The following is a 21,146-nucleotide window of genomic DNA, read 5'->3' as shown; positions in this document are numbered from 1 at the left end:
CCTGACGGCCGCACCCCCGCCTCCCCGCGCTTCCCGGAGATCGAGCGCCGCATCCTGGCGTACTGGGACGAGGACGGCACCTTCCAGGCCTCGATCGACCAGCGTCCCACCCGGAACGAGGACGGCTCGCAGAACGAGTTCGTCTTCTACGACGGCCCGCCCTTCGCCAACGGCCTGCCGCACTACGGCCACCTGCTCACCGGGTACGTCAAGGACCTCGTGGCCCGCTACCAGACGCAGCAGGGCCGCCGCGTGGAGCGCCGCTTCGGCTGGGACACCCACGGCCTGCCCGCCGAGCTCGAGGCGATGAAGCAGCTGGGCATGACGGACAAGTCCGAGATCGAGGCCATGGGCATCGACACGTTCAACGACGCCTGCCGCTCCTCGGTCCTGAAGTACACGGACCAGTGGCAGGACTACGTGACCCGCCAGGCCCGCTGGGTCGACTTCGAGAACGACTACAAGACCCTCACCCCGGACTTCATGGAGTCCGTGATCTGGGCCTTCTCCGAGCTGCACCGCAAGGGCCTGACCTACCGCGGCTTCCGCGTCCTGCCCTACTGCTGGAACGACGAGACCCCGCTGTCCAACCACGAGCTGCGCATGGACGACGACGTCTACAAGATGCGCCAGGACCCCTCGGTCACCGTCACGTTCCCGATCACCGGCCTCCCGGCGGACCCCGCCCTCGTGCCCGACGGCGGCGCCGACGCGGCGCTCGCCGCGCACCTGGCCGGCGTCCACGTCCTGGCCTGGACCACCACGCCCTGGACGCTGCCGACCAACGCGGCCCTCGCCGTCGGCCCCCAGATCCAGTACGCCGTGGTGCCGGCCGGCCCCGAGGGCGCGACCGCGGACGGGGACCGCTTCCTCCTGGCCGTGGACCTGGTGGGCGCCCACGCCAGGGAGCTCGGCTACGCCGATGCCGACGCCGCCCGCGCCGCGGTCACCGAGACGATCCCCGGCGCCCGCCTCGGCGGCCTGGCCTACGCGCCGCTGTTCACGGACGTGTTCGACGCCCACCGCGGGGAGACCTTCACCGTCAACGGCCGTGACCTCGGCGTCGAGGGCGCCCACCGCATCCTCGTGGACGACTACGTCTCCACCGAGGACGGCACCGGCGTGGTCCACCAGGCGCCGGCCTACGGTGAGGACGATCAGCGCGTGTGCGAGGCCAACGGCATCCCCGTGCTGCTCTCCGTGGACTCCGGTGCCCGGTTCCTGCCGCTGTTCGCCCGCGAGGACGTCGGGCGCGGCGACCTGCGCGAGATCGCCGGCGTGCAGGTCTTCGAGGCCAACCGCACGATCATCCGCGCCCTGCGCGCCCTGGGCCGCGTGGCCCGCGAAGCCTCCTACGAGCACTCCTACCCGCACTGCTGGCGGTGCCGCACGCCCCTGATCTACCGCGCGGTGACGTCCTGGTACGTCAAGGTCACCCAGATCAAGGAGCGCATGCTCGAGCTGAACGAGGAGATCACCTGGATCCCCGGCAACGTGAAGCACGGGCAGTTCGGCACGTGGGTCGCCAACGCGCGCGACTGGTCCATCTCCCGCAATCGGTACTGGGGCTCGCCCATCCCGGTGTGGGAGTCCGACCACCCCGACTTCCCCCGCCAGGAGGTCTACGGCTCGCTCGCGGAGATCGAGGAGGCCTTCGGCCGCCTGCCGCGCAACGCCGAGGGCGAGGTGGACCTGCACCGCCCGTGGGTGGACGACCTCACCCGCCCCCACCCGGACCCCGAGGCCGCCGCGGCGGGTGCGGTCATGCGCCGGGTCGAGGACGTGCTGGACGTCTGGTTCGACTCCGGCTCCATGCCGTACGCCCAGGTGCACTACCCGTTCGAGCGCGCGGACTGGTTCCCCACGCACAACCCGGCGGACTTCATCGTGGAGTACATCGGCCAGACGCGCGGCTGGTTCTACACCATGCACATCCTGGCCACGGCGCTGTTCGACCGGCCGGCGTTCTCCAACGTGATCTCGCACGGCATCGTGCTCGGCTCGGACGGGCAGAAGATGTCCAAGTCGCTGCGCAACTACCCGGACGTCACGGAGGTCCTGGACCGCGACGGCGCGGACGCCATGCGCTGGTTCCTCATGGCCAGCCCCATCCTGCGCGGCGGCAACCTGATCGTCACGGAGGAGGGCATCCGCGAGGGCGTCCGCCAGGTGCTGCTGCCGGCGTGGAACGCGTACCACTTCTTCACCCTGTACGCGAACACCGCGCACGACGGCGGCGCCCGCCCCGAGGGGTACCGCGCGCAGGAGCGGCACACCGCCGAGGACCCCCTGGACCAGTACATCCTGGCCGCCGCGGGCCGCATGCTGCGGGAGGTCAAGGCCGGCCTGGACGCCTACGAGGTTTCGGACGCCACGGACGCGCTGCGCGGCTTCATGGACACGCTGACCAACTGGTACATCCGCCGGTCCCGGGAGCGGTTCTTCGACGAGGACACCGTCGCCTTCGACGTCCTCTACACCGTTCTCGAGGCCTTCACCCGGGCCGCCGCACCGCTGATGCCGCTGATCGCCGAGGAGATCTGGCGCGGCCTCACCGGTGGCCGCTCGGTCCACCTGACCGACTACCCGGACGCCGACCTGTTCCCCCACGGGCCCGAGGCGGACTCCCTCGTGGCCCGGATGGACGCGGTGCGCCGCATCAGCTCGGCCGGCTCGGCCCTGCGCAAGGGGGCCGGGCGCCGGGTGCGCCTGCCGCTGCCCCGCCTGTCCGTCGTCGTCCCGGACGCGGCGGGCCTCGAGGGCACCTACGCCCGCATCGTGGCGGACGAGCTGAACCTCAAGGACGTCGAGCTCACCGAGCTCTCGGAGGAGGCGATCGCCCGCTACGGCATCGGCACGGAGCTGAAGCTGAACTTCCGCGAGCTCGGCAAGGCGTTCGGCAGGCAGGTGCCGCTCGTGAAGCAGGCGGTCGACGCCGGCGCGTACGAGGAGACGGCCGAGGGCCTGGCGGTCACGCTCGCCGACGGCGAGACCGTGACACTGGCCCCCGCGCTCTACGAGCTGCGCACCGTCTCCACCGGCGCCCCCGAGGGGACCGCGGTGGGCGTGCTGCCCGGCACCGCCGGCTTCCTCGTGCTGGACACCGAGGTCTCCGCGGAGCTGGCCGCCGAGGGCACCGCCCGGGACGTGGTCCGCGCCGTCCAGGCGGCCCGCAAGGACGCCGGCCTGGACGTCTCCGACCGCGTGCGCACGCGGATCGAGGGCCCCACCGCCGTCGTGGCGGCGCTCGAGGCCCACCGCGGCCTCGTCGCGGAGGAGACCCTCACGGTGGACCTGGAGCTCGTGGACTCCGGTGCGGCCGACCCGCGCAAGGACCCGGCCGACGACGCCATGAAGACCGTGGCAGTCACCGTCGCGAAGGCGGACGCGTGATGCGCGGGGACGCCCCGGGCACGGTCGAGGAGGTCTACCGGGACCTGCTCGCCCGCGCCCCGGAGAACAAGATGCAGCCGCGGCTCGAGCCGATGCGGCGCGTGCTCGCGCTGCTCGGCGACCCGCAGCACGCGGCCCCGGTGATCCACCTGACCGGCACCAACGGCAAGACGTCCACGGCGCGGATGGTCGAGGCCGTCCTGCGCGCCTACGGGCTGCGCACCGGGCGCTACACCTCGCCGCATCTGCAGCGTGTCACGGAGCGGATCAGCATCGACGGCGCCCCGGTGGCCGACGAGACCTTCGTGCGCGTGTGGGGGGAGATCCTCCCGATCGTGCAGACCGTGGACGCGGAGCTCGAGGCCGCGGGCGAGGTCCCGCTGACGTACTTCGAGGCGGTCACCACGCTGGGCTTCGCGGTGTTCGCGGACGAGCCCGTGGAGGTCGTCGTCCTCGAGGTGGGCCTCGGGGGCGTGACGGACGCGACCAACGTCGCGGACGCCGTCGTCTCCGTGGTCACCCCCATCTCCCTGGACCACACGGACCTGCTGGGGGAGACCGAGGCCGAGATCGCCGAGGAGAAGGCCGGCATCATCAAGCCCGGCGGCGCCCTCGTCTCCGCCGCCCAGGAGCGCGACGCCGCCCAGGTGCTGCTCGAGGCGGCGCAGGCGGCCGACGTGCCGTTCCGCTTCGAGGGCGTCGAGTTCGGCGTGCTCGAGCGCTCCCTGGCCGTGGGCGGCCAGCAGGTGTCCGTGCGTGGCCTCGCGGCCGAGTACCGGGACCTGTTCCTGCCGCTGCTCGGGGAGCACCAGGCGCAGAACCTCGCGGTGGCCGTGGCGGCCCTGGAGATGTTCCTGGGCGGCGGCGAGCGACCGCTGGACGAGGAGCTGCTGCGCGAGGGGCTGTCCCAGGTCACCTCGCCCGGCCGGCTCGAGGTGCTGCGCACCGCCCCCACGCTCATCGTGGACGCCGCCCACAACCCGGACGGCGTGCGGGCCACGGCCCGTGCGGTGCAGGAGGCGTTCGGCTTCACCCGCCTCTCGCTGGTCGTCGGGATCCTCCAGGAGAAGGACGCGCCGGGCATGCTCGCGGCGCTCTACCGGGCGTTCGGCGACGACGTGGAGGACCTCGCGGTGACGCAGTCCTCCTCGGCCCGCGCCATCCCGGCCGGGGAGCTGGCCCGCATGGCCGTCGACGCCGGCTGGCCCGAGGACGACGTGTACGCCACCGAGTCCGTGCCGGACGCCCTCGAGTGGGCGGTCGGCCGCGCGGAGGCCCTCGAGACGAGCGCGGACGAACTGGCCTCCGGCACCGGCGGCGGCGTGCTCGTGCTCGGCTCGATCACCCTGGCCGCCGAGGTCCGCACCCTCGTGGGCGAGCCCCGCCATGCCGGCCCCGTCACCGTGGCCGCCCGCGGCCTCGACCCCGCCGACCTGCTCGACGCCGTCGGGCTGGCGGACGCCGACGAAGACGATCTGGACCCGGAGATCCTCGAGCTGCTCGAGGACCGCGACGACGCCGGCGCCCGCCGCCGGCCGGAGGAGGACCGATGACCCCCGACCAGCCGGAGACCGGAGGCGCCACGGAGCAGGGGCGCTTCGGCGACGAGCCCTGGCGCCCCGAGCGCGAGACGCGAGCCCAGCGGCAGTGGCGCCCCGGCACTCGCCGGCGCCGACGCTCCGTGCGCGCCCTGTTCACCTCCACGATCCTCATGCTCGAGGCGGTGCTCATCTTCTTCCTCGGACTCATGCTGTTCGGCATGCACCGGGACGAGCCGGGCGCCTGGTGGTTCGTGGCGGGCTACTCCGCGCTGGCCGTCGTCGCGGTGCTGACCTGCGCCCTGGTGCGCAAGCCCGTCGGCATCGCGATCGGCTGGGCGATCCAGGCCGTCCTGCTGGCCTCCGGCTTCTGGGAGTACTCGATGTTCGTGGTGGGGGCCCTCTTCGCGCTGACGTGGGCGTACGCCGTGATCAAGGGCGGTGCCATGGACGTCGAGAACGCCCAGCGCGACCGCCTCGAGGCCGCCTGGGAGGCCGAGCACGGACGCTGAGTCCCGGGCCCCACTAGGGTGGAGCGGGAACCGGGCCGCGCTCGCGGCCGTCCGACGACGCTAGGAGCACACCCCATGACGCACCACACCGAAGAGACCCTCGTCCTCATCAAGCCGGACGGGGTGGCCCGCAACCTGGTCGGCGAGATCCTCGCGCGCATCGAGCGCAAGGGCTACGTGATCGCCGACCTGAAGATGCTCACGCCCACCCGCGCCATGTTGGAGCGCCACTACGAGGAGCACCAGGGCAAGCCGTTCTTCGAGCCGCTGGTGGCGTTCATGGCCTCCGGCCCCGTGGTGGCCGCGCGCGTCACGGGCGATTCGGTGATTGAGGGGTTCCGCTCGCTGGCCGGCAAGACCGACCCCACCGTGGCCGCCCCGGGCACCATCCGCGGCGACCTGGGCCGGGACTGGGGCGAGGCCGTCCAGAAGAACCTCGTCCACGGTTCGGACTCGACCCTTTCGGCCGAGCGCGAGCTCGCGATCTGGTTCGGCTGAGCCCGTTCCGGGCCCGCACGACGGCGGCCGGTCACCCTGGTGGGGTGACCGGCCGCCGTCGTCGTGTCCGGTGGGGGAGCTTAGGCTCAGTCGATCCCGACGACCCCGAGGCCCAGTTCCAGCAGGATCGAGGCGAACACCAGGACGTAGAGGAGCACGATCACGGGCCAGGCCAGCTCCCGGGCGAGGCGGACGAGACCGGCCGGGGCCGGCAGCGTGCCGGTCTGCAGGTTCCGGGACGTCACAAGCACGAGCTGGGCGATGACCATGGCCCACACGATCATGCAGTAGAGGCAGAGCGTGCCGATGCTGTAGACGGCCGAGTACCAGAGCCACACGCAGAACGCGAAGCCCGCCAGGATCCCCGCGTTCATCAGCAGCCAGTACCAGCGGGCGAAGCGGGCGCCGGCGAGCAGGGACATCCCCACGGTGATGAGCACGGAGAACGCGACCACGCCGATGTACGTGTTCGGGAAGCCGAAGGTGTGGGCCTGCCACGACTGCATCACCTGGCCGCAGGACACCCACGGGTTGAGGTCGCAGGACGTGCGGTGCGTCGGGTCCGCGGTGAGGAGGGTGCGCTCGACGATGATGATGATGGTGGCCGTCAGCGCCACGAGCGAGGTGATCAGGAGCAGCGCCGCCGTGCCCGCGGGCCGGGCGTACCAGGTGAGCCGGGCCTCCTCGGCGGGGATGTCGTCGGCGGGGGAGAGGCGGATGTCGTCCGTCAGCGGGGTCGCAGGCATGGACACGATTCTAGGCGCGTGCCCGGGGCGGATGTGAGAGAATCGGCCCTGGCCGTCCCGTGGCCACACCGCGGGGCAGCCCGCTGCGCGCCCGACGTCGGGCCGCCGCCGAGGCGCCCCCGCGTCGAGCATCGTGCGGGAGGTGGACGCCGGGCTTCGCCCGTGCGCGTCCGTGCGCCGGCCGGCGGACGGCACGTGACGCCCAGGCCCCGATCTCGAGGGCGCAGCGGTTCCGCGCCGGGCCCTGACGGTCGACGCGGTCCACCCGATGACTTCTCGGAGTCCGCCTCCCGGCGCACCCGTGGCGCACGGCGCCCGGGGCAACGCGGCCGGCGGCGGACGCGGACACGCCGGGCGGCGGCGAGTGTGGCGTCGTCGGTCGGCGGGAGGTGCTGCCATGGCGGCCAACAACGAGGACACGACCCGCGCAGACGAACGCGTGGAAGAGACGGCCGAGCAGGCCGTGACGCAGACCGCGGCGGACACCGCCGACGGGGCGGAGCCGGAGCGGACCGCCGCGTCCGACGACGCCGCGGACCCGGCCGAGGAGCCGAGCGCGCCGACGCTGCAGGTCGACCCGACCGACCCGTTCGCCGTGCCGGCGAACCTGATCGAGGTCCTGCGCACCGAGACCACGTCCCGGCAGCGCTCCGAGGACGAGGACGCCGGAGAGTCCGAGGACCGGGCCGAGGGCGCCGTGGTCTCCCGGCGGCGCCGCCGACGCCGCCGCGGTGAGGTGGACATGGAGCTCGACGGCGGCGAGGCCGGCGATCCCGAGCACACCGTCACCCGCGTGCGCGCGCCGCGCCAGGCCGTCGGCACCGCCTCGGACACCGTCCAGAGCGTCAAGGGATCCACCCGGCTCGAGGCGAAGCGCCAGCGCCGCCGCGACTCCCGCTCGGGCGGGCGTCGCCGCACCGTGATCACCGAGGCCGAGTTCCTGGCCCGCCGCGAGGCCGTGGACCGCAAGATGCTGGTGCGCCAGCGCGACCAGCGCATCCAGATCGCCGTGCTCGAGGACGGCGTGCTGGCCGAGCACTTCGTCTCGCACACCACGCAGGACTCGATGATCGGCAACGTGTACCTGGGCAAGGTCCAGAACGTGCTGCCGTCCATGGAGGCCGCGTTCGTGGACATCGGCCGCGGACGCAACGCCGTGCTCTACGCGGGCGAGGTCAACTGGGACGCCGCCCAGCTGGACGGCAAGCCGAGAAAGATCGAGAACGCGCTCAAGTCCGGCGACACCGTGCTCGTCCAGGTCACCAAGGACCCGGTGGGCCACAAGGGCGCCCGTCTGACCAGCCAGGTCTCCCTGCCCGGCCGCTACCTCGTGTACGTGCCGGGAGGCTCGATGACCGGCATCTCCCGCAAGCTGCCGGACGTGGAGCGCTCGCGTCTGAAGAAGATCCTCAAGGACCACCTGCCGCAGGACGCCGGCGTGATCGTGCGCACCGCGGCCGAGGGCACCTCCGAGCAGGAGCTGCAGAACGACATCAACCGTCTGCGCGCCCAGTGGGAGGGCATCCAGGAGAAGGCGTCCGGCACCAAGGTGCTCGCCCCCGAGCTGCTCTACGCCGAGCCGGACCTGACCATCAAGACGGTCCGCGACGTCTTCAACGAGGACTTCTCCGCCATGCTCGTGCAGGGCGAGGCCACGTGGGACAACATCGAGGCCTACGTGACCTACGTGGCCCCGCACCTGCTGGGCCGTCTGCACCACTGGGTGCCGGAGGACCACGACGGCGAGGACCTGTACGCCACCCACCGCGTGGACGAGCAGCTCCACAAGGCGCTCGAGCGCAAGGTGTACCTGCCCTCCGGCGGCTCGCTCGTGATCGACCGCACCGAGGCCATGACCGTGGTGGACGTGAACACCGGCAAGTTCACGGGCTCCGGCGGCAACCTCGAGGAGACCGTCACCAAGAACAACCTCGAGGCCGCCGAGGAGATCGTCCGGCAGCTGCGCCTGCGGGACATCGGCGGCATCATCGTCATCGACTTCATCGACATGGTGCTCGAGGCCAACCGCGACCTCGTGCTGCGCCGTCTCGTGGAGTGCCTGGGCCGGGACCGCACGAAGCACCAGGTCGCCGAGGTGACCTCGCTCGGCCTGGTCCAGATGACGCGCAAGCGCATGGGCACCGGGCTCGTGGAGGTGTTCTCGGAGACCTGCGAGCACTGCGCCGGCCGCGGCATCCTCATCCAGGACACGCCGGTCGAGCGGGGCCGCTCCGGCGGTGAGCAGCGCGGCGAGGCGGAGGGCCGCCGTCGTCGCCGGCGTCGGGGCGACGGCGAGGGCGAGCACGCCCACGCCGCCGCGGCCACGACGACGGGCGCCGAGCACGCCGACTCGGAGGACGAGCGGCAGCGCCGTGAGCGGGCCGAGGCCGCCCGGGTCGCCCTGCACTCGATCGCGAAGGCCTCCGGCAAGGTGGCCGAGGACGAGGCCCCCGCCCAGGAGTCCGCCCCCGCCGAGCAGGCGGCGGACGCCGCCGAGGACTCCGCGGCCGAGGCCGTCGAGGCCGCGTCGGCCGGGCCCGCGGAGGCCGGGCAGCCGGCCGGGACGGACGAGGAGGAGACGCCGCGTCGCCGGCGTCGTCGGGGCCGCCGCCGCAGCCGGGGCCGCGCTGAGGAGTCGGGGGACACCGGCGCCGAGGATGCCGGCTCCGAGGATGCCGCGCGGTCGCACGACGACGGCCCCGCCGAGTCCGCCGGTCAGACCCGTCAGACCGAGGAGGAGGCGGCCGAGCCGGCCGCCGCCGCGGCCCCCGAGCACCAGGACCCGGTCGTGCAGGCCGAGGAGGCCGTGGCCGCCGTCGCGGAGGCGGAGGCCGACGCCGAGGCCGAGTCCCCGGAAGACGCGGCTGAGCAGGACGACCGTCCCCGCCGGTCCCGGCGTCGCCGGGGTGGCCGCGGGCGGTCTCGCCGAGGCGGCGAGGCGGCCTCGACCGAGGCCGACGCCGACGCCGAGGACCACGGTGCGGAGCGCGCGACGCCGTCGCGGCACGAGGCCGCGGACGCCGACTCCTCGGTGGCCGTGTCCTCCGAGGTCGCATCGGAGCCTGTGCCTGCCGAGGATGCCCCGGCGCCCGTGCCCGCCGAGGATGCCCCGGCGCCCCGGCGCCGCCGGTCCCGCCGGGCCTCGAGCGACGGCGTCGTCCGTCCGGCCGCCGGTGCGGACGCGTCCGCCGAGCGGACGGCCGACCGCACGGACGCGGCTCCGGTGGAGGCCACCGAGCCCTCGCCCGAGGAGTCCACGGACGCCACCGAGGTCCACGAGCAGCCCGCCGCCCCGGCCGCCGTCGAGGAGGCCGTGATGGTGGAGCCTGCGGCGACCGAGCCGACGGCGGAGCCCACGGCGGACGCGGACCAGGCGTCCGCCGCGGACGCCCCGACCGAGGCCCAGGCGGCTCCGACCGCCCCGGTGCCTGGATCGCCGCGCCGGCGCTCGCGTCGCGCCGTGTCGTCCGACGGCGTCCACGTCCAGGTCCAGGCCGCGCCCGGCGGCGCCCAGGGCGGCCGCTTCACCGCGGCCGTGGCCGAGGCGTCCACCCCCGCCGAGCCGCAGGGTGCCGCCCCGGTGATGCTCGGCGTCGGAGTGAAGGCCGCCGACCTGGCCCGTCGCGGCCGCTGACCGTCGTCGGTGCCGCCGCCCCGGGCCTGCCCCGGGCGGCGGCGACGCGCCGACACGCCTCTGTTTGGTCCGGATGCCCGGCAGCGAGTATGCTGGACCATCGGTGTTCACCGCCCGCACGCTCCCGCATGTCCCGGTGAGGGACCGCCGGACCCGGACGCAGCCGCGGTCGAGGTGCGGGCGAGCAGAACCCGATCTGATCCGTTGAAACGTCGAGAGAAGTGAGTCCCAAGTGGTGTACGCGATTGTCCGCGCTGGCGGCCGCCAGGAGAAGGTTTCCGTCGGAGACCTCGTTACCCTTGACCGCGTTCCCGCTGAGACCGGTGGCTCCGTCGAGCTGCCCGCTCTGATGCTGGTGGACGGGGACGAGGTCAAGGCTGGCGCCGATGCCGCCGGTGTGAAGGTGACCGCCGAGGTCGTCTCCCACTCCCGTGGCAAGAAGGTCGTCATCATGAAGTACAAGAACAAGACCGGCTACAAGAAGCGCCAGGGCCACCGCTCTGAGCTGTCCACGGTCAAGATCACCGGGATCGCCTGAGCCGTCACCGGCACCGGCGAAACCGAGCATCCGAGAGGTTAGGCAACAGCAATGGCACATAAGAAGGCCGGCAGTTCCTCGAAGAACGGCCGCGATTCGAACCCGCAGTACCTCGGCGTCAAGCGCTACGGCGGCGAGGACGTCAACGCCGGCGAGATCATCGTCCGCCAGCGTGGCACCAAGTTCCACCCGGGCCGCAACGTCGGCCGCGGCAAGGACGACACCCTCTTCGCGCTGTCCGCGGGCTCCGTGGCCTTCGGCCAGCGCCGCGGCCGCAAGGTCGTGGACATCGTCCCCGCCGCGGAGTGATCTGACACTCGTGCGGTCTGCGTGCGGACCCTCGCCCGGCGAGGACACCCGCACCCCCTGACGCCCCGGCGGGGGCGGGCCCGGCATCCACCGGACCCGCCCCCGCCGTCGGCGTCTCCGGCCCCTGGGCCGTCTGAGTCCGATCCCTCCAGCCCCTAGGAGCACTCCCATGGCAGCCTTCGTGGACCGCGTGGTCCTCCACCTCACCGCCGGCAACGGCGGGCACGGGTGCGTCTCCGTGCATCGCGAGAAGTTCAAGCCCCTGGGTGGCCCCGACGGCGGCGACGGGGGCGACGGCGGCGACATCACCCTCGTGGTGGACTCGCAGACCACCACGCTGCTGGACTACCACCACGCCCCGCACCGGTCCGCTGAGAACGGCCAGCCGGGCATGGGCGACCACCGCGAGGGCAAGAACGGCCAGTCGCTCGTGCTGCCCGTGCCGGACGGCACGGTGGTCAAGGATGAGCAGGGCAACATCGTGGCCGATCTCGTGGGGGAGGGCGCGACCTACGTCGCCGCCGCCGGCGGTCAGGGCGGCCTCGGCAACGCGGCTCTGGCCTCCGTGAAGCGCAAGGCGCCCGGCTTCGCGCTGCTCGGCCTGCCGGGGGAGAGCCGGGACCTGACGCTCGAGATCAAGACCGTGGCGGACGTCGCGCTCGTGGGCTTCCCCTCGGCCGGCAAGTCCTCCCTCATCGCTGCCCTGTCTGCGGCCCGTCCCAAGATCGCGGACTACCCGTTCACCACGCTCGTGCCCAACCTCGGGGTCGTGCAGGCCGGCGACGTGCGCTTCACCGTGGCCGACGTCCCGGGCCTGATCCCCGGTGCCTCGGAGGGCCGCGGCCTCGGCCTGGAGTTCCTGCGCCACGTCGAGCGCTGCGCCGCGCTCGTGCACGTCCTCGACTGCGGCAGCCTCGAGTCCGACCGCGACCCGATCGCCGACTTCGAGGCCATCGAGGCCGAGCTCGAGGCCTACGCGGTGGAGCCCGTCTTCTCCCAGGGCGGGGAGGGCGTCGTACCGCTGAACGAGCGGCCCCGCCTCATCGCCCTGAACAAGACCGACCTGCCCGACGGCGCCGCGATGGCGGACATGGTCCGCGACGAGCTCGAGGGCCGTGGCCTACGGGTCTTCGACATCTCCGCGCTGGCCCGCGAGGGCCTGGACGCCCTCAAGTACGCCATGGCCGAGCTCGTGGCGGAGGCCCGTTCCCGGGTGGTCGAGCCCGCGCCGGCCGCGCCCGTCGAGGTGCCGCGCCGGCATCGCCGCCGTGGCGAGCGGGCCGAATTCACGATCCGCCGCGAGGAGCGCAACCTCGAGCCGCTGTTCCGCGTGCGCGGCGAGAAGCCCGAGCGGTGGGTCGCCCAGACGGACTTCCAGAACGACGAGGCGATCGGCTACCTTGCGGACCGGCTCCAGCGGGCCGGCGTCGAGGACGGCCTGTTCAAGGCCGGTGCGAGGCCGGGCGACGCCGTCGTGATCGGCGACGACGTCACGGGCGTCGTCTTCGACTGGGAGCCCACGCTGTCCGCGGGAGCCGAGCTGCTCGCCGGGCCCCGGGGCACCGACCTGCGGCTCGACGAGCGCACCCGCGCGACCCGCGCGGAGAAGCGCGCCGAGCAGGATGCCCGCCGGGCCGCCCGTGCGGCGACCCGGGCCGAGATGGAGGCCGAGCGACGCTCCGGCCTGTGGACCGACACCGACGATCGAGAGGGATGATCCATGTCCGTGCGGCGCACCGTCGTCACCCGCTATCCGACCCCCGCCACGCGCGGCTCTGAGGACCCGCAGGCCAACCCCGTGACCTCGCGGGAGACGATGCAGGCCGCACGCCGAGTGGTCGTGAAGATCGGCTCGTCCTCGTTGACCACCCCGGACGGCCTGGACGTGGCGGCCATCGACCGGCTCGTGGACGTCCTCGCCGCCGAGCGGCAGAAGGGCACCCAGGTGGTGCTCGTGTCCTCCGGCGCCATCGCGGCCGGCTTCCCGCACCTCGGGCTGAGCCGCCGCCCCAAGGACACCGCCACCCAGCAGGCCTCGGCGGCGGTCGGCCAGAGCAAGCTCATGGCGCACTACACCACGAGCTTCGGCCGGCACGACACGGAGGTGGCGCAGGTGCTCCTCACCGCCGAAGAGCTCATGCGGCGCACCCAGTACACGAACGCGCACCGCGCCCTCGCGCGGCTGCTCACGCTCGACGTGATGCCGATCGTGAACGAGAACGACGCCGTGGCCACGCGCGAGATCCGCTTCGGCGACAACGACCGCCTCGCGGCCCTCACCGCCAACCTCTGCAAGGCGGACCTGCTGGTCCTGCTCTCCGACGTGGACGCCCTCTACACGGGCCACCCCTCGAACCCGGACGCGCGGCGTATCCCCGAGGTGACCTCCGACGACGACCTGTCCGGCGTCGACGTGCGCGTGCCCGGTTCTGCCGGTGTGGGCACGGGTGGCATGGTGACCAAGGTGGACGCGGCCGGCATCGCGGCCACCACCGGCATCCCGACCCTGCTGACCTCGGCCGCCAATGCGGGCGCCGCCTTCGCGGGGGAGGACGTGGGCACGTGGTTCTCCGCCACCGGCCGCCGCCGGTCCGCCCGCGCGGCGTGGCTCGGCCTCACGGCGGAGGTCCGGGGTCGGCTCATCATCGACGACGGCGCGGTGGCCGGGGCGATCGACCGCGGCCGCTCCCTGCTGGCCGCGGGCATCACCGGCTGCACGGGCGCCTTCACGCCGGGCGACGTCGTCGAGATCGTGGATGCGCATGGCCGGGTGCGGGCGCGCGGCCTCGTGCAGTACTCCTCGTCGCAGCTGCCCGCCATGCTCGGGCGGACGACCGCCGACCTCCGCGAGGACCTCGGCGCGGGCTACGACGGCGTCGTCGTGCACGCCGACGACTGGGTGCGCCTGGCTCCGCCGCAGCGCTGACCGGCACGGGCTCCGGCCGAGTCGACGGACCGGGCCTCGTGCCTCGTCCGGGGCGCTCGATAGGCTGGCGGCATGCAGACCACCGAGAGCACCGCACCCCAGGATCAGTCCGGCCGCCAGGACGCCGAGGCGCCGACGCCCGAGGTCGAGGAGGCCGTCCGCCAGCGGGCCGAGTGGGCGCGTCAGGCCGTGCCCGAGCTGGCCGTCGCCGGCCGCGCCCGCAAGGACGCCGTCCTGCGCCACATGGCCGAGGCGCTGCGCGCCAACACGGCCGCGATCATCACGGCCAACCGCGAGGACCGCAGCCGCGGCCGCGAGACCGGCACCTCGGCGGCCATGCTGGACCGCCTCAAGCTGGACGAGGCGCGCGTCGAGGCGCTGGCCCTCGCCCTGGAGACCCTGGCCGGCCTGCCGGACCCCGTGGGCACCGTGGTCCGCGGCGGCCCGCTGCCCAACGGCGTGCGGATGAGCCAGGTGCGGGTGCCCCTGGGCGTCGTGGGCGCCGTGTACGAGGCCCGTCCGAACGTCACGGTGGACATCGCCGGCATCGCCCTGAAGTCGGGCAACGGCGTGATCCTGCGCGGCGGCTCGGCCGCGGAGTCCACCAACGCGGTCCTGATCCAGGTGCTGCGCGAGGCGCTCGTGGACCAGGGCTTCGACGCCAACATCATCCAGGGCATCGACGATCTCGGACGTCCCGGCGTCGCCGCCCTGATGGCCGCCCGTGGCGCGGTGGACGTCCTCGTCCCGCGCGGCGGCCGTGAGCTGATCCAGCGCGTGGTCCGCGAGGCCCGGGTGCCCGTGATCGAGACGGGTGAGGGCAACGTGCATCTGTACGTGGACGCCTCCGCACCCAAGCAGATGGCGGTGGACATCGCGCTCAACTCGAAGACCCACCGCACCTCCGTGTGCAATGCGGCCGAGACCCTGCTGCTCCACCGGGACGCGGAGGAGGTGGGCCGAGAAGTGCTGCGCGCCCTCACCCGTGCCGGCGTGCTGCTGCACGTGGACGAGGCCGCGCGGGCCTGGCTGCCCACGCTCGCCGACCGCGGCGACCACGCCCGGGACGCCGTGGACGCCACGGAGGAGGACTGGGGCACCGAGTACCTGGACATGGAAATGGCCGTGCGCGTCGTGGACTCCCTCGGCCAGGCGATCGAGCACATCGGCCGGTGGTCCACGGGCCACACCGAGGCCATCGTCACGAACGACCTGGCCGCGGCCGAGCGGTTCATCACCGAGGTGGACGCCGCGGCCGTCATCGTGAACGCGTCCACGCGCTTCACCGACGGCGGCGAGCTCGGCCTCGGCGCCGAGGTGGGCATCTCCACCCAGAAGATGCACGCCCGCGGGCCCATGGGCCTGGAGGAGCTCACGACCACCAAGTGGATCCTGTGCGGCGACGGGCAGATCCGCCGCTGAGCCGGGCTACGATGGACACCAGGACCCCTTCGGCCCGGCCCCGGCCCGGCCGTCTGACCCGCTGCACCGAGGAGCATCCATGCTGAACACCTCCCTGATCCTGGCCGCCGCCGAGGGCCACCACGTCGTCAACGAGCTGCCGATGGACCCCATCTGGTACGGCCTGCTCGTCTTCGCGCTGCTGATGGCCGCCCTGGCCGCCACCATGTCCATGCGCTCCCGCGCGCTGCGCCTGCCCGAGCCCACCACCGCGGTCCAGCACCACGGCACCGGCCGCGGCTCGCACACCTCCGGCCACTGACGTCTCACCGGCCCGCCGCGTCGTCGCCTCCGCCGGGGGCGACGCGGCGGGCCGTCCGTTCGTCTCCTGAGCGCATGACCGTCGCCTCCCGCACCCCCGTCACCGCGCCCACCGCCGGGCGCGCCCGCCGCCCTCGCCTCGGCATCATGGGCGGCACCTTCGACCCGATCCACCACGGGCACCTCGTGGCCGCCTCCGAGGTGGCCGCCGAGTTCGCGCTGGACGAGGTCATCTTCGTCCCCACGGGTCAGCCGTGGCAGAAGTCGGACCGGCAGGTCTCCCCGGCCGAGGACCGCTACCTCATGACCGTGGTGGCCACCGCCTCCAACCCCCGGTTCACCGTCTCCCGGGTGGACATCGACCGCCCCGGCGCCACCTACACCGTGGACACGCTGCGGGACCTGCGCCGCCTGCACCCGGACGCCGAGCTGTTCTTCATCACCGGCGCGGACGCCATGGGCCAGATCCTCACGTGGAAGGACGTGGACGAACTCTGGGACCTGGCGCACTTCGTCGGTGTCACCCGTCCCGGCCACGACCTCTCGGACATGGGCCTGGGCGCCGACGTCTCCCTGATGGAGATCCCCGCCATGGCGATCTCCTCCACGGACTGCCGGGAGCGCGTCCGCCGGGGCCGGCCCGTCTGGTATCTCGTCCCGGACGGCGTCGTCCAATACATCGCCAAGCACCACCTCTACGTCTCGGAAGAGGAGACCTCGTGACCGTTCCCCAGACCACCCTGGACGCCCTCACCACCGCCGCGGCCGCCGCCGCGGACAAGCTCGGCACGCACATCGTCGCGTTCGACGTCGCCGAGCGGCTCGGCCTGACCGACGCCTTCCTGATCGCCTCCGGCGCCTCGGAGCGTCAGGTCAACGCGATCGTCGACGGCGTCGAGGAGGCGCTGTTGAAGGACGAGCAGCTCAAGCCGTTGCGTCGCGAGGGCCGGTCCGACGGCCACTGGGTGCTGCTCGACTACGGACACTTCGTGGTGCACGTCCAGCATCGCGAGGACCGCGAGTTCTACGCGCTGGACCGCCTGTGGAAGGACACCCCGGCGATCGACCTCGGCCTGCCGGAGGAGAGCACCCGACCGGACGCGGCCACCCAGGACGACGGCGCCTCCGCCTCGCACGCCTCCTGAGCGGGCCGGGAGATGCGCCTGATCCTGCTGCGTCACGGCGAGACCGACTGGAACGTCCTGGACCGCTACCAGGGGCACACGGACATCGAGCTGAACGCCGAGGGGGAGCGCCAGGCCCGCCGCGCCGCCGGTGGGCCCGTGGGCGATCTGCTCGAGGACGCGGAGGAGCTCGTGGCCGTGTGCTCCCCGCTGGCCCGGGCGCGCCGCACGGCCGAGATCGTGCTCGAGGCCCGGGTGGGCGCGGCGCCCGTGGCCGTCGACCCGGAGCTGATGGAGCTGGCCGGGGGAGAGTGGGAGGGCCTGGAGCTCAGTGCCATCGCGGAACGCTGGCCGGACGAGCACCGCCTCTGGCGGGCCGAGCCGGCGCTCGACGCCGGTCCCGTCGGCGGGGAGACCCTGCGCGGGGGCGGCGAGCGGGCCCTGCGTGCGCTGCGCGGACACGTGCCCCCGCACTGGGCGGACACCCCCCGCGACGGTGGCGCCCACACCCTGCTCGCCGTGGCCCACGGTGCGCTGATCCGCGCGGCCACGGGGTTGCTCCTGCGTCACGAGGGCGAGGCCTTCGCGGCGATGGCGCGGATCGGCAACGCCCGCGCCGCCGTGTTGCAGGGCGCGTTCACTGCCGACACCGGGGCCGAGGGCTGGGGCGATTGGACCCTCGAGGGTTACGGCATCTGAGGGCGCCCCGGCCCGGACGCCGATTTGGCGCCCGCACGGGGACCGTGTACGCTGGTCGAGTTGCCAGCGAGGCGAACGGGCCGGAAACGGCGCGTGAAGATCGCGGGTGGCGCCCACATCTGGGGGTATGGCGCAGTTGGTAGCGCGTCTGCATGGCATGCAGAAGGTCAGGGGTTCGAATCCCCTTACCTCCACCAGTCAGAAGGCCCGGTCCACACGGACCGGGCCTTCGTCGTCGTCGGACTCCCGTGCGGGGCCGGGAGGCGACCGCCGCCCCGCGACATCACCGCGGTTCTGCACTGCGGTGATGTCGCTCCGCCGCGGTCGGTGCGGGGGACACGCCGGGGTACGCTGCGCGCTCCGCCGCCGTGAGTGCGGGTTCCACCGCACGGCCCTCCCGCGCCGAGGCGACGGCGGCCTCGAGCACCGCCATCACGGCGACGGCCTGGTCGGGGGTGGCGGCGTCGCTGCTCGCGCGGCCCAGGATCGCGTCGCGCACGCCCGCGTAGGACCGCTGCTGGGCTCCGATCGGCGCGGGGACGCGCTCGGTGTTCCCCTCCCCGTCGTGCAGGAGGATCGGGTCCGGATCGACGCCCCAGCCCTCGGCGCCGGGGAGCAGACCAGCGCGCAGCTGAACCTCCTGCCGATCCGGCAGTTCCTTCACCGCGGAGCCACGCGTGCCGTGGACCGCGAAGCGCGGGCTGCCGCCGGCCACGAGCATCGACGCCTGCAGGACCACGCGCCGGCCCGGGTACTGCAGCACGCAGTGCGCCCAGTCCTCGACCGGGGCGCCCGGACGCAGGGCCGCGAGGTCGGCGTCTACGCGTTCGGGGACACCGAAGAGCAGGAGCGCCTGGTCGACCAGGTGCGGTCCGAGGTCGAACCAGATGCCGCCCCCGGGCACCGCGGCTTCCCGCCAGCGGTCCCGGACGGTCGGGCGGAAGCGGTCGATCCGGGACTCGAGGTGGACGACGTCCCCGAGCCGGCCGGAGCGGACCAGCTCGGCGATGCCCAGGAAGTCGCTGTCGAAGCGGCGGTTCTGGAACACCCGCAGCACCCGCCCGGTCTCGACCGCGAGGTCGCGAAGCTCCCGCGCCTCGGCGAGACTCAGCGTGAAGGGCTTGTCTACCACCACGTGCCTACCCGCCCTCAGGGCCGTGCGCGCGAGCGGCGCGTGTTGGTCGTTCGGGGCGGCGATCACCACGAGGTCCACGTCGTGGCGAGCCAGGAGCTTGTCCACGTCAGGCACCACGACGACGTCCGGCAGGTCCGCGTGCACCGCGTCCGGGCGGCTCGAGACGACATGGGTGAGAGCGAGTCCCTCCGTGGCGTGGAGCAGGGGGACGTGGAACGTCTTCCCGGCGAACCCGTAGCCGATCAGGGCGGTGCGGATCGGTGCGTCAGTGCGGGACATGCAGGACCTCCTGGGCTGGCGGGGGGGCATGGGGGCGTCTCCTGCACGCTAGGCCGTGGCGTCGCGGCGGTCCATCGACGCCGCCCGGCCGGTTTGCGCGGTTGCCGCAGGCCGGGTATTCTGTTCAGGTGCTCCGGCCGGTCCGCCGGAAACGGAGTCACCACCCACCTGGGGGTATGGCGCAGTTGGTAGCGCGTCTGCATGGCATGCAGAAGGTCAGGGGTTCGAATCCCCTTACCTCCACCCGTCAGAAGGCCCGGTCCGTGCGGACCGGGCCTTCGTCGTCGTGACGGCCAGCTCGCCGTCGAGAACCACCGGTCACGACCGGGTTGCGGTCCAGCGTCGATCACGCATCGACGTCGCACAGCCCTTTCACGGCAGGCTCTCGGCGGACAGACTCGAGGCGTCTCCACCCGTGGAGCCCGGACCACCGGTGCTGCAGAGGCGGGGACCGCCACCCCTGTCCGGCCGACTCAGTGAGGATCTGCCATGTCCGTCATCCGTACCCGTCGTCCCTCCCTCCGTCACCTGCCCGCCGCCGTCGCCGCCGCCGGCCTCATCACCACCGTCGCCCTCGCCGGCCCCGCCGCGGCCTGGGACGACGCCCATGGCCCCCAGGCCGGCTACTTCCAGGCCGTCGACCACGAGAACGTCACCGCCGCCTTCTTCCAGACCTACGACGGCTACGACCCGGAGGACCTCACGCTCACGCTCACCCCGGTGGCCGAGGACGGCACCCGCCTGGAGGGCGGCCAGGAGGTGGAGTTCACCGCCCTGGACGTCATCGACGGCGGCGCGGTGGACGTCCTGGAGACCCGCCGCGCGCTCGGCGCGGCCGGTGAAGGCCTCGTGCGGTACGACGTGGAGGTGGACGGGCAGATGCTGAACATGGGCATCACGCTCCAGGCGGACGCCGACCTCGCCGACGATCAGGGGGCGGCCGTGCACGCCGTCGACGGCCCGCAGACGGCCGACCTCGGGGACCGGCCCCTGGTCTGGGACTCGGCCATGCAGTTGGCTCCCGGGGTGGCGGGCGCTGAGATCGTCCACCTGGTCGCCGCGCCGACGATGGAGGACGCCTACGCGGCGGTCGTGGCCGAGCCGGCCCACGGTGAGGTCTTCGCGTTCCGTGACTCGGAGCACTCCGAGCTCCGTGCCTGGTACATCCCCGACGAGGGCTTCGTCGGTACGGACACCTTCACCGTCGACTTCCACAGCGACCACGTCGCCCACGTCCAGACCGTCACCGTGCATGTCGGCGAGGAGATCTCCGCCGCGTACGACGGCTTCCTCGATGCCGAGGACGGCGTCCTCAACGGGAAGCCGCTCGACCTGACCGACCCGGACACCGCAGCGGCGCTCGCCGCGTTCCGGGGCGACGAGGCCGCCCCGGCTCCGGAGGATGAGGAGGAACAGCCCGCTCCGGTCGAGGACGACGCCGACGAGCAGCACACGACCCCGGACACCGTCGAGACGGGGCAGTCCACCGGCTGGTGGCTGGCCGGCCTCGGCGCCGCCGCCGCGGGGGTGCTGGTCGCGGCCCGCCGTCGTCTCGGCCTGACCCGCTGACGGCCCGCCGCACACGGCCCCGTCGACGCGCCGCCCCTCTCACACACAGGGGCGGCGCGTCCGTGCCGGCCTGACACGCGGCCGGCAGTCCGCGGGTCAGTCGCCGAGGCCCGCCAGCAGCAGGTCCAGTCCCTCCTCGAAGGGTGCGTCCGCATAGGGGTTCCGCGCCCCCGTCGCGCGCGTGCCCCCGCCCGCCCGGAAGGCCTCGGCGGCCGCGCCAAGCGCGGGCAGGCGCTCCTGCGCCCCCGCCACCTCGAAGATGTCGGCCGGAGCGTCGACGTCGTACGCAGACCCGTAGATGAACGACTCGAGCGCGATCACCCGGGCCAGCACCTGCTCCGGCGCCAGACCGGTCCGGGCCAACACCGCGCACACCGTCTCGTAGACCCGCTGCGTCGACGGGGCAGTCCACCGGCTGGTGGCTGGCCGGCCTCGGCGCCGCCGCCGCGGGGGTGCTGGTCGCGGCCCGCCGTCGTCTCGGCCTGACCCGCTGACGGCCCGCCGCACACGGCCCCGTCGACGCG

18 protein-coding genes, 2 tRNA genes and 1 pseudogene are annotated in these 21,146 nt (G+C 73.5%); 17 read left to right on the top strand and 4 right to left on the bottom strand.

Translation table 11 applies throughout. From position 1 onward, the window contains the following. Together ileS and J1M40_RS12040 are read left to right on the top strand one after the other, a co-directional pair. Window positions 1-3,393 (top strand): isoleucine--tRNA ligase (gene ileS, locus J1M40_RS12045; RefSeq protein ID WP_206450832.1); only part of this gene is annotated, 3,393 nt, incomplete at its 5' end. After that, window positions 3,393-4,946, top strand: a complete 1,554-nt coding sequence (locus J1M40_RS12040) for a folylpolyglutamate synthase/dihydrofolate synthase family protein (protein ID WP_078026090.1) — start codon at window positions 3,393-3,395, stop codon at window positions 4,944-4,946. The genes ileS and J1M40_RS12040, both read left to right, overlap by 1 nt. 115 nt (window positions 4,947-5,061) lie before the next feature. Here the strand turns inward: J1M40_RS12040 and J1M40_RS13085 are convergent. Beyond that, window positions 5,062-5,106 (bottom strand): annotated as a pseudogene (locus tag J1M40_RS13085) (hypothetical protein); the annotation flags it as partial. Here J1M40_RS13085 and J1M40_RS12035 point away from each other — a divergent pair. Further along, a complete protein-coding gene (locus tag J1M40_RS12035; protein ID WP_354436019.1) occupies window positions 5,099-5,443 on the top strand; it encodes a DUF4233 domain-containing protein in 345 nt (114 codons plus the stop codon). The pseudogene J1M40_RS13085 and the gene J1M40_RS12035 overlap by 8 nt on opposite strands. 75 nt (window positions 5,444-5,518) lie before the next feature. Further along, entirely contained in the window at window positions 5,519-5,941 is a 423-nt protein-coding gene (gene ndk / locus J1M40_RS12030; RefSeq protein ID WP_012750845.1) for a nucleoside-diphosphate kinase, read from the top strand. Between the two features lie 86 nt (window positions 5,942-6,027). On the opposite strand, the gene J1M40_RS12025 is transcribed toward ndk, so the two are convergent. After that, the gene (locus J1M40_RS12025; protein WP_078026092.1) at window positions 6,028-6,687 is read right to left on the bottom strand and encodes a vitamin K epoxide reductase family protein; all 660 of its coding nucleotides are present in this window, start codon (window positions 6,685-6,687) and stop codon (window positions 6,028-6,030) included. Window positions 6,688-7,084: 397 nt separating this feature from the next. Between J1M40_RS12025 and J1M40_RS12020 the strand changes: the two genes are divergently transcribed. The 11 genes from J1M40_RS12020 to J1M40_RS11970 all read left to right on the top strand — a co-directional run bounded on the left by J1M40_RS12020 (window position 7,085) and on the right by J1M40_RS11970 (window position 17,836). Then, the gene (locus J1M40_RS12020; protein WP_223247533.1) at window positions 7,085-10,321 is read left to right on the top strand and encodes an Rne/Rng family ribonuclease; all 3,237 of its coding nucleotides are present in this window, start codon (window positions 7,085-7,087) and stop codon (window positions 10,319-10,321) included. Between the two features lie 232 nt (window positions 10,322-10,553). After that, the gene (gene rplU, locus J1M40_RS12015) at window positions 10,554-10,859 is read left to right on the top strand and encodes a 50S ribosomal protein L21 (protein WP_002853919.1); all 306 of its coding nucleotides are present in this window, start codon (window positions 10,554-10,556) and stop codon (window positions 10,857-10,859) included. Between the two features lie 51 nt (window positions 10,860-10,910). Continuing rightward, window positions 10,911-11,168, top strand: a complete 258-nt coding sequence (rpmA, locus tag J1M40_RS12010; protein WP_002853915.1) for a 50S ribosomal protein L27 — start codon at window positions 10,911-10,913, stop codon at window positions 11,166-11,168. A 169-nt stretch (window positions 11,169-11,337) separates the two neighbouring features. After that, window positions 11,338-12,885: a GTPase ObgE gene (gene obgE, locus J1M40_RS12005; protein WP_020622077.1), complete on the top strand. Its 1,548-nt coding sequence runs from the start codon at window positions 11,338-11,340 to the stop codon at window positions 12,883-12,885. Between the two features lie 3 nt (window positions 12,886-12,888). After that, window positions 12,889-14,094, top strand: a complete 1,206-nt coding sequence (gene proB, locus J1M40_RS12000) for a glutamate 5-kinase (protein WP_078026094.1) — start codon at window positions 12,889-12,891, stop codon at window positions 14,092-14,094. Between the two features lie 72 nt (window positions 14,095-14,166). Continuing rightward, window positions 14,167-15,516 (top strand): glutamate-5-semialdehyde dehydrogenase, encoded by a 1,350-nt coding sequence (locus tag J1M40_RS11995; RefSeq protein ID WP_206450831.1) that lies wholly within the window; start codon window positions 14,167-14,169, stop codon window positions 15,514-15,516. Window positions 15,517-15,595: 79 nt separating this feature from the next. Next, the gene (locus tag J1M40_RS11990; RefSeq protein WP_010078833.1) at window positions 15,596-15,817 is read left to right on the top strand and encodes a hypothetical protein; all 222 of its coding nucleotides are present in this window, start codon (window positions 15,596-15,598) and stop codon (window positions 15,815-15,817) included. Between the two features lie 74 nt (window positions 15,818-15,891). Then, window positions 15,892-16,539, top strand: a complete 648-nt coding sequence (gene nadD / locus J1M40_RS11985; RefSeq protein WP_069941377.1) for a nicotinate-nucleotide adenylyltransferase — start codon at window positions 15,892-15,894, stop codon at window positions 16,537-16,539. Beyond that, window positions 16,536-16,961 carry a ribosome silencing factor gene (rsfS, locus tag J1M40_RS11980; protein ID WP_036316941.1) on the top strand — a complete coding sequence of 142 codons (426 nt, stop codon included), beginning with the start codon at window positions 16,536-16,538 and terminating at the stop codon, window positions 16,959-16,961. Before nadD ends, rsfS begins: the two co-directional genes overlap by 4 nt. A 12-nt stretch (window positions 16,962-16,973) precedes the next feature. Continuing rightward, a complete protein-coding gene (locus tag J1M40_RS11975; RefSeq protein WP_069941376.1) occupies window positions 16,974-17,639 on the top strand; it encodes a histidine phosphatase family protein in 666 nt (221 codons plus the stop codon). A 121-nt stretch (window positions 17,640-17,760) separates the two neighbouring features. After that, window positions 17,761-17,836, top strand: a tRNA-Ala gene (locus tag J1M40_RS11970). Window positions 17,837-17,922: 86 nt separating this feature from the next. On the opposite strand, the gene J1M40_RS11965 is transcribed toward J1M40_RS11970, so the two are convergent. Further along, complete coding sequence (locus J1M40_RS11965; RefSeq protein WP_060973671.1) at window positions 17,923-19,053, bottom strand: oxidoreductase; 1,131 nt, start codon at window positions 19,051-19,053, stop codon at window positions 17,923-17,925. Between the two features lie 170 nt (window positions 19,054-19,223). Between J1M40_RS11965 and J1M40_RS11960 the strand changes: the two genes are divergently transcribed. Together J1M40_RS11960 and J1M40_RS11955 are read left to right on the top strand one after the other, a co-directional pair. Then, window positions 19,224-19,296 (top strand) — tRNA-Ala (locus J1M40_RS11960). A gap of 246 nt (window positions 19,297-19,542) precedes the next feature. After that, on the top strand, window positions 19,543-20,622 hold the full coding sequence (locus J1M40_RS11955) for a hypothetical protein (RefSeq protein WP_036381595.1): 1,080 nt from the start codon (window positions 19,543-19,545) through the stop codon (window positions 20,620-20,622). A gap of 96 nt (window positions 20,623-20,718) precedes the next feature. On the opposite strand, the gene J1M40_RS12915 is transcribed toward J1M40_RS11955, so the two are convergent. Next, window positions 20,719-21,129 carry a TetR/AcrR family transcriptional regulator C-terminal domain-containing protein gene (locus J1M40_RS12915; RefSeq protein ID WP_342356907.1) on the bottom strand — a complete coding sequence of 137 codons (411 nt, stop codon included), beginning with the start codon at window positions 21,127-21,129 and terminating at the stop codon, window positions 20,719-20,721. Window positions 21,130-21,146: the final 17 nt, after the last annotated feature.

The organism is Micrococcus sp. KRD026, from assembly GCF_017168445.1.
Lineage (GTDB): Bacteria > Actinomycetota > Actinomycetes > Actinomycetales > Micrococcaceae > Micrococcus > Micrococcus luteus.
This window is presented reverse-complemented; position numbering and strand designations above follow the sequence as displayed.

Bases quoted from the DNA above. Each gene is read 5' to 3' on its own strand.
- J1M40_RS12040 (WP_078026090.1), top strand. From the start codon at position 3,393: ATGCGCGGGGACGCCCCGGGCACGGTCGAGGAGGTCTACCGGGACCTG.
- ndk (WP_012750845.1), top strand. From the start codon at position 5,519: ATGACGCACCACACCGAAGAGACCCTCGTCCTCATCAAGCCGGACGGG.
- J1M40_RS12025 (WP_078026092.1), bottom strand. From the start codon at position 6,687: ATGCCTGCGACCCCGCTGACGGACGACATCCGCCTCTCCCCCGCCGAC.
- J1M40_RS12020 (WP_223247533.1), top strand. From the start codon at position 7,085: ATGGCGGCCAACAACGAGGACACGACCCGCGCAGACGAACGCGTGGAA.
- rpmA (WP_002853915.1), top strand. From the start codon at position 10,911: ATGGCACATAAGAAGGCCGGCAGTTCCTCGAAGAACGGCCGCGATTCG.
- obgE (WP_020622077.1), top strand. From the start codon at position 11,338: ATGGCAGCCTTCGTGGACCGCGTGGTCCTCCACCTCACCGCCGGCAAC.
- proB (WP_078026094.1), top strand. From the start codon at position 12,889: ATGTCCGTGCGGCGCACCGTCGTCACCCGCTATCCGACCCCCGCCACG.
- J1M40_RS11995 (WP_206450831.1), top strand. From the start codon at position 14,167: ATGCAGACCACCGAGAGCACCGCACCCCAGGATCAGTCCGGCCGCCAG.
- J1M40_RS11990 (WP_010078833.1), top strand. From the start codon at position 15,596: ATGCTGAACACCTCCCTGATCCTGGCCGCCGCCGAGGGCCACCACGTC.
- nadD (WP_069941377.1), top strand. From the start codon at position 15,892: ATGACCGTCGCCTCCCGCACCCCCGTCACCGCGCCCACCGCCGGGCGC.
- J1M40_RS11975 (WP_069941376.1), top strand. From the start codon at position 16,974: ATGCGCCTGATCCTGCTGCGTCACGGCGAGACCGACTGGAACGTCCTG.
- J1M40_RS11965 (WP_060973671.1), bottom strand. From the start codon at position 19,053: ATGTCCCGCACTGACGCACCGATCCGCACCGCCCTGATCGGCTACGGG.
- J1M40_RS11955 (WP_036381595.1), top strand. From the start codon at position 19,543: ATGTCCGTCATCCGTACCCGTCGTCCCTCCCTCCGTCACCTGCCCGCC.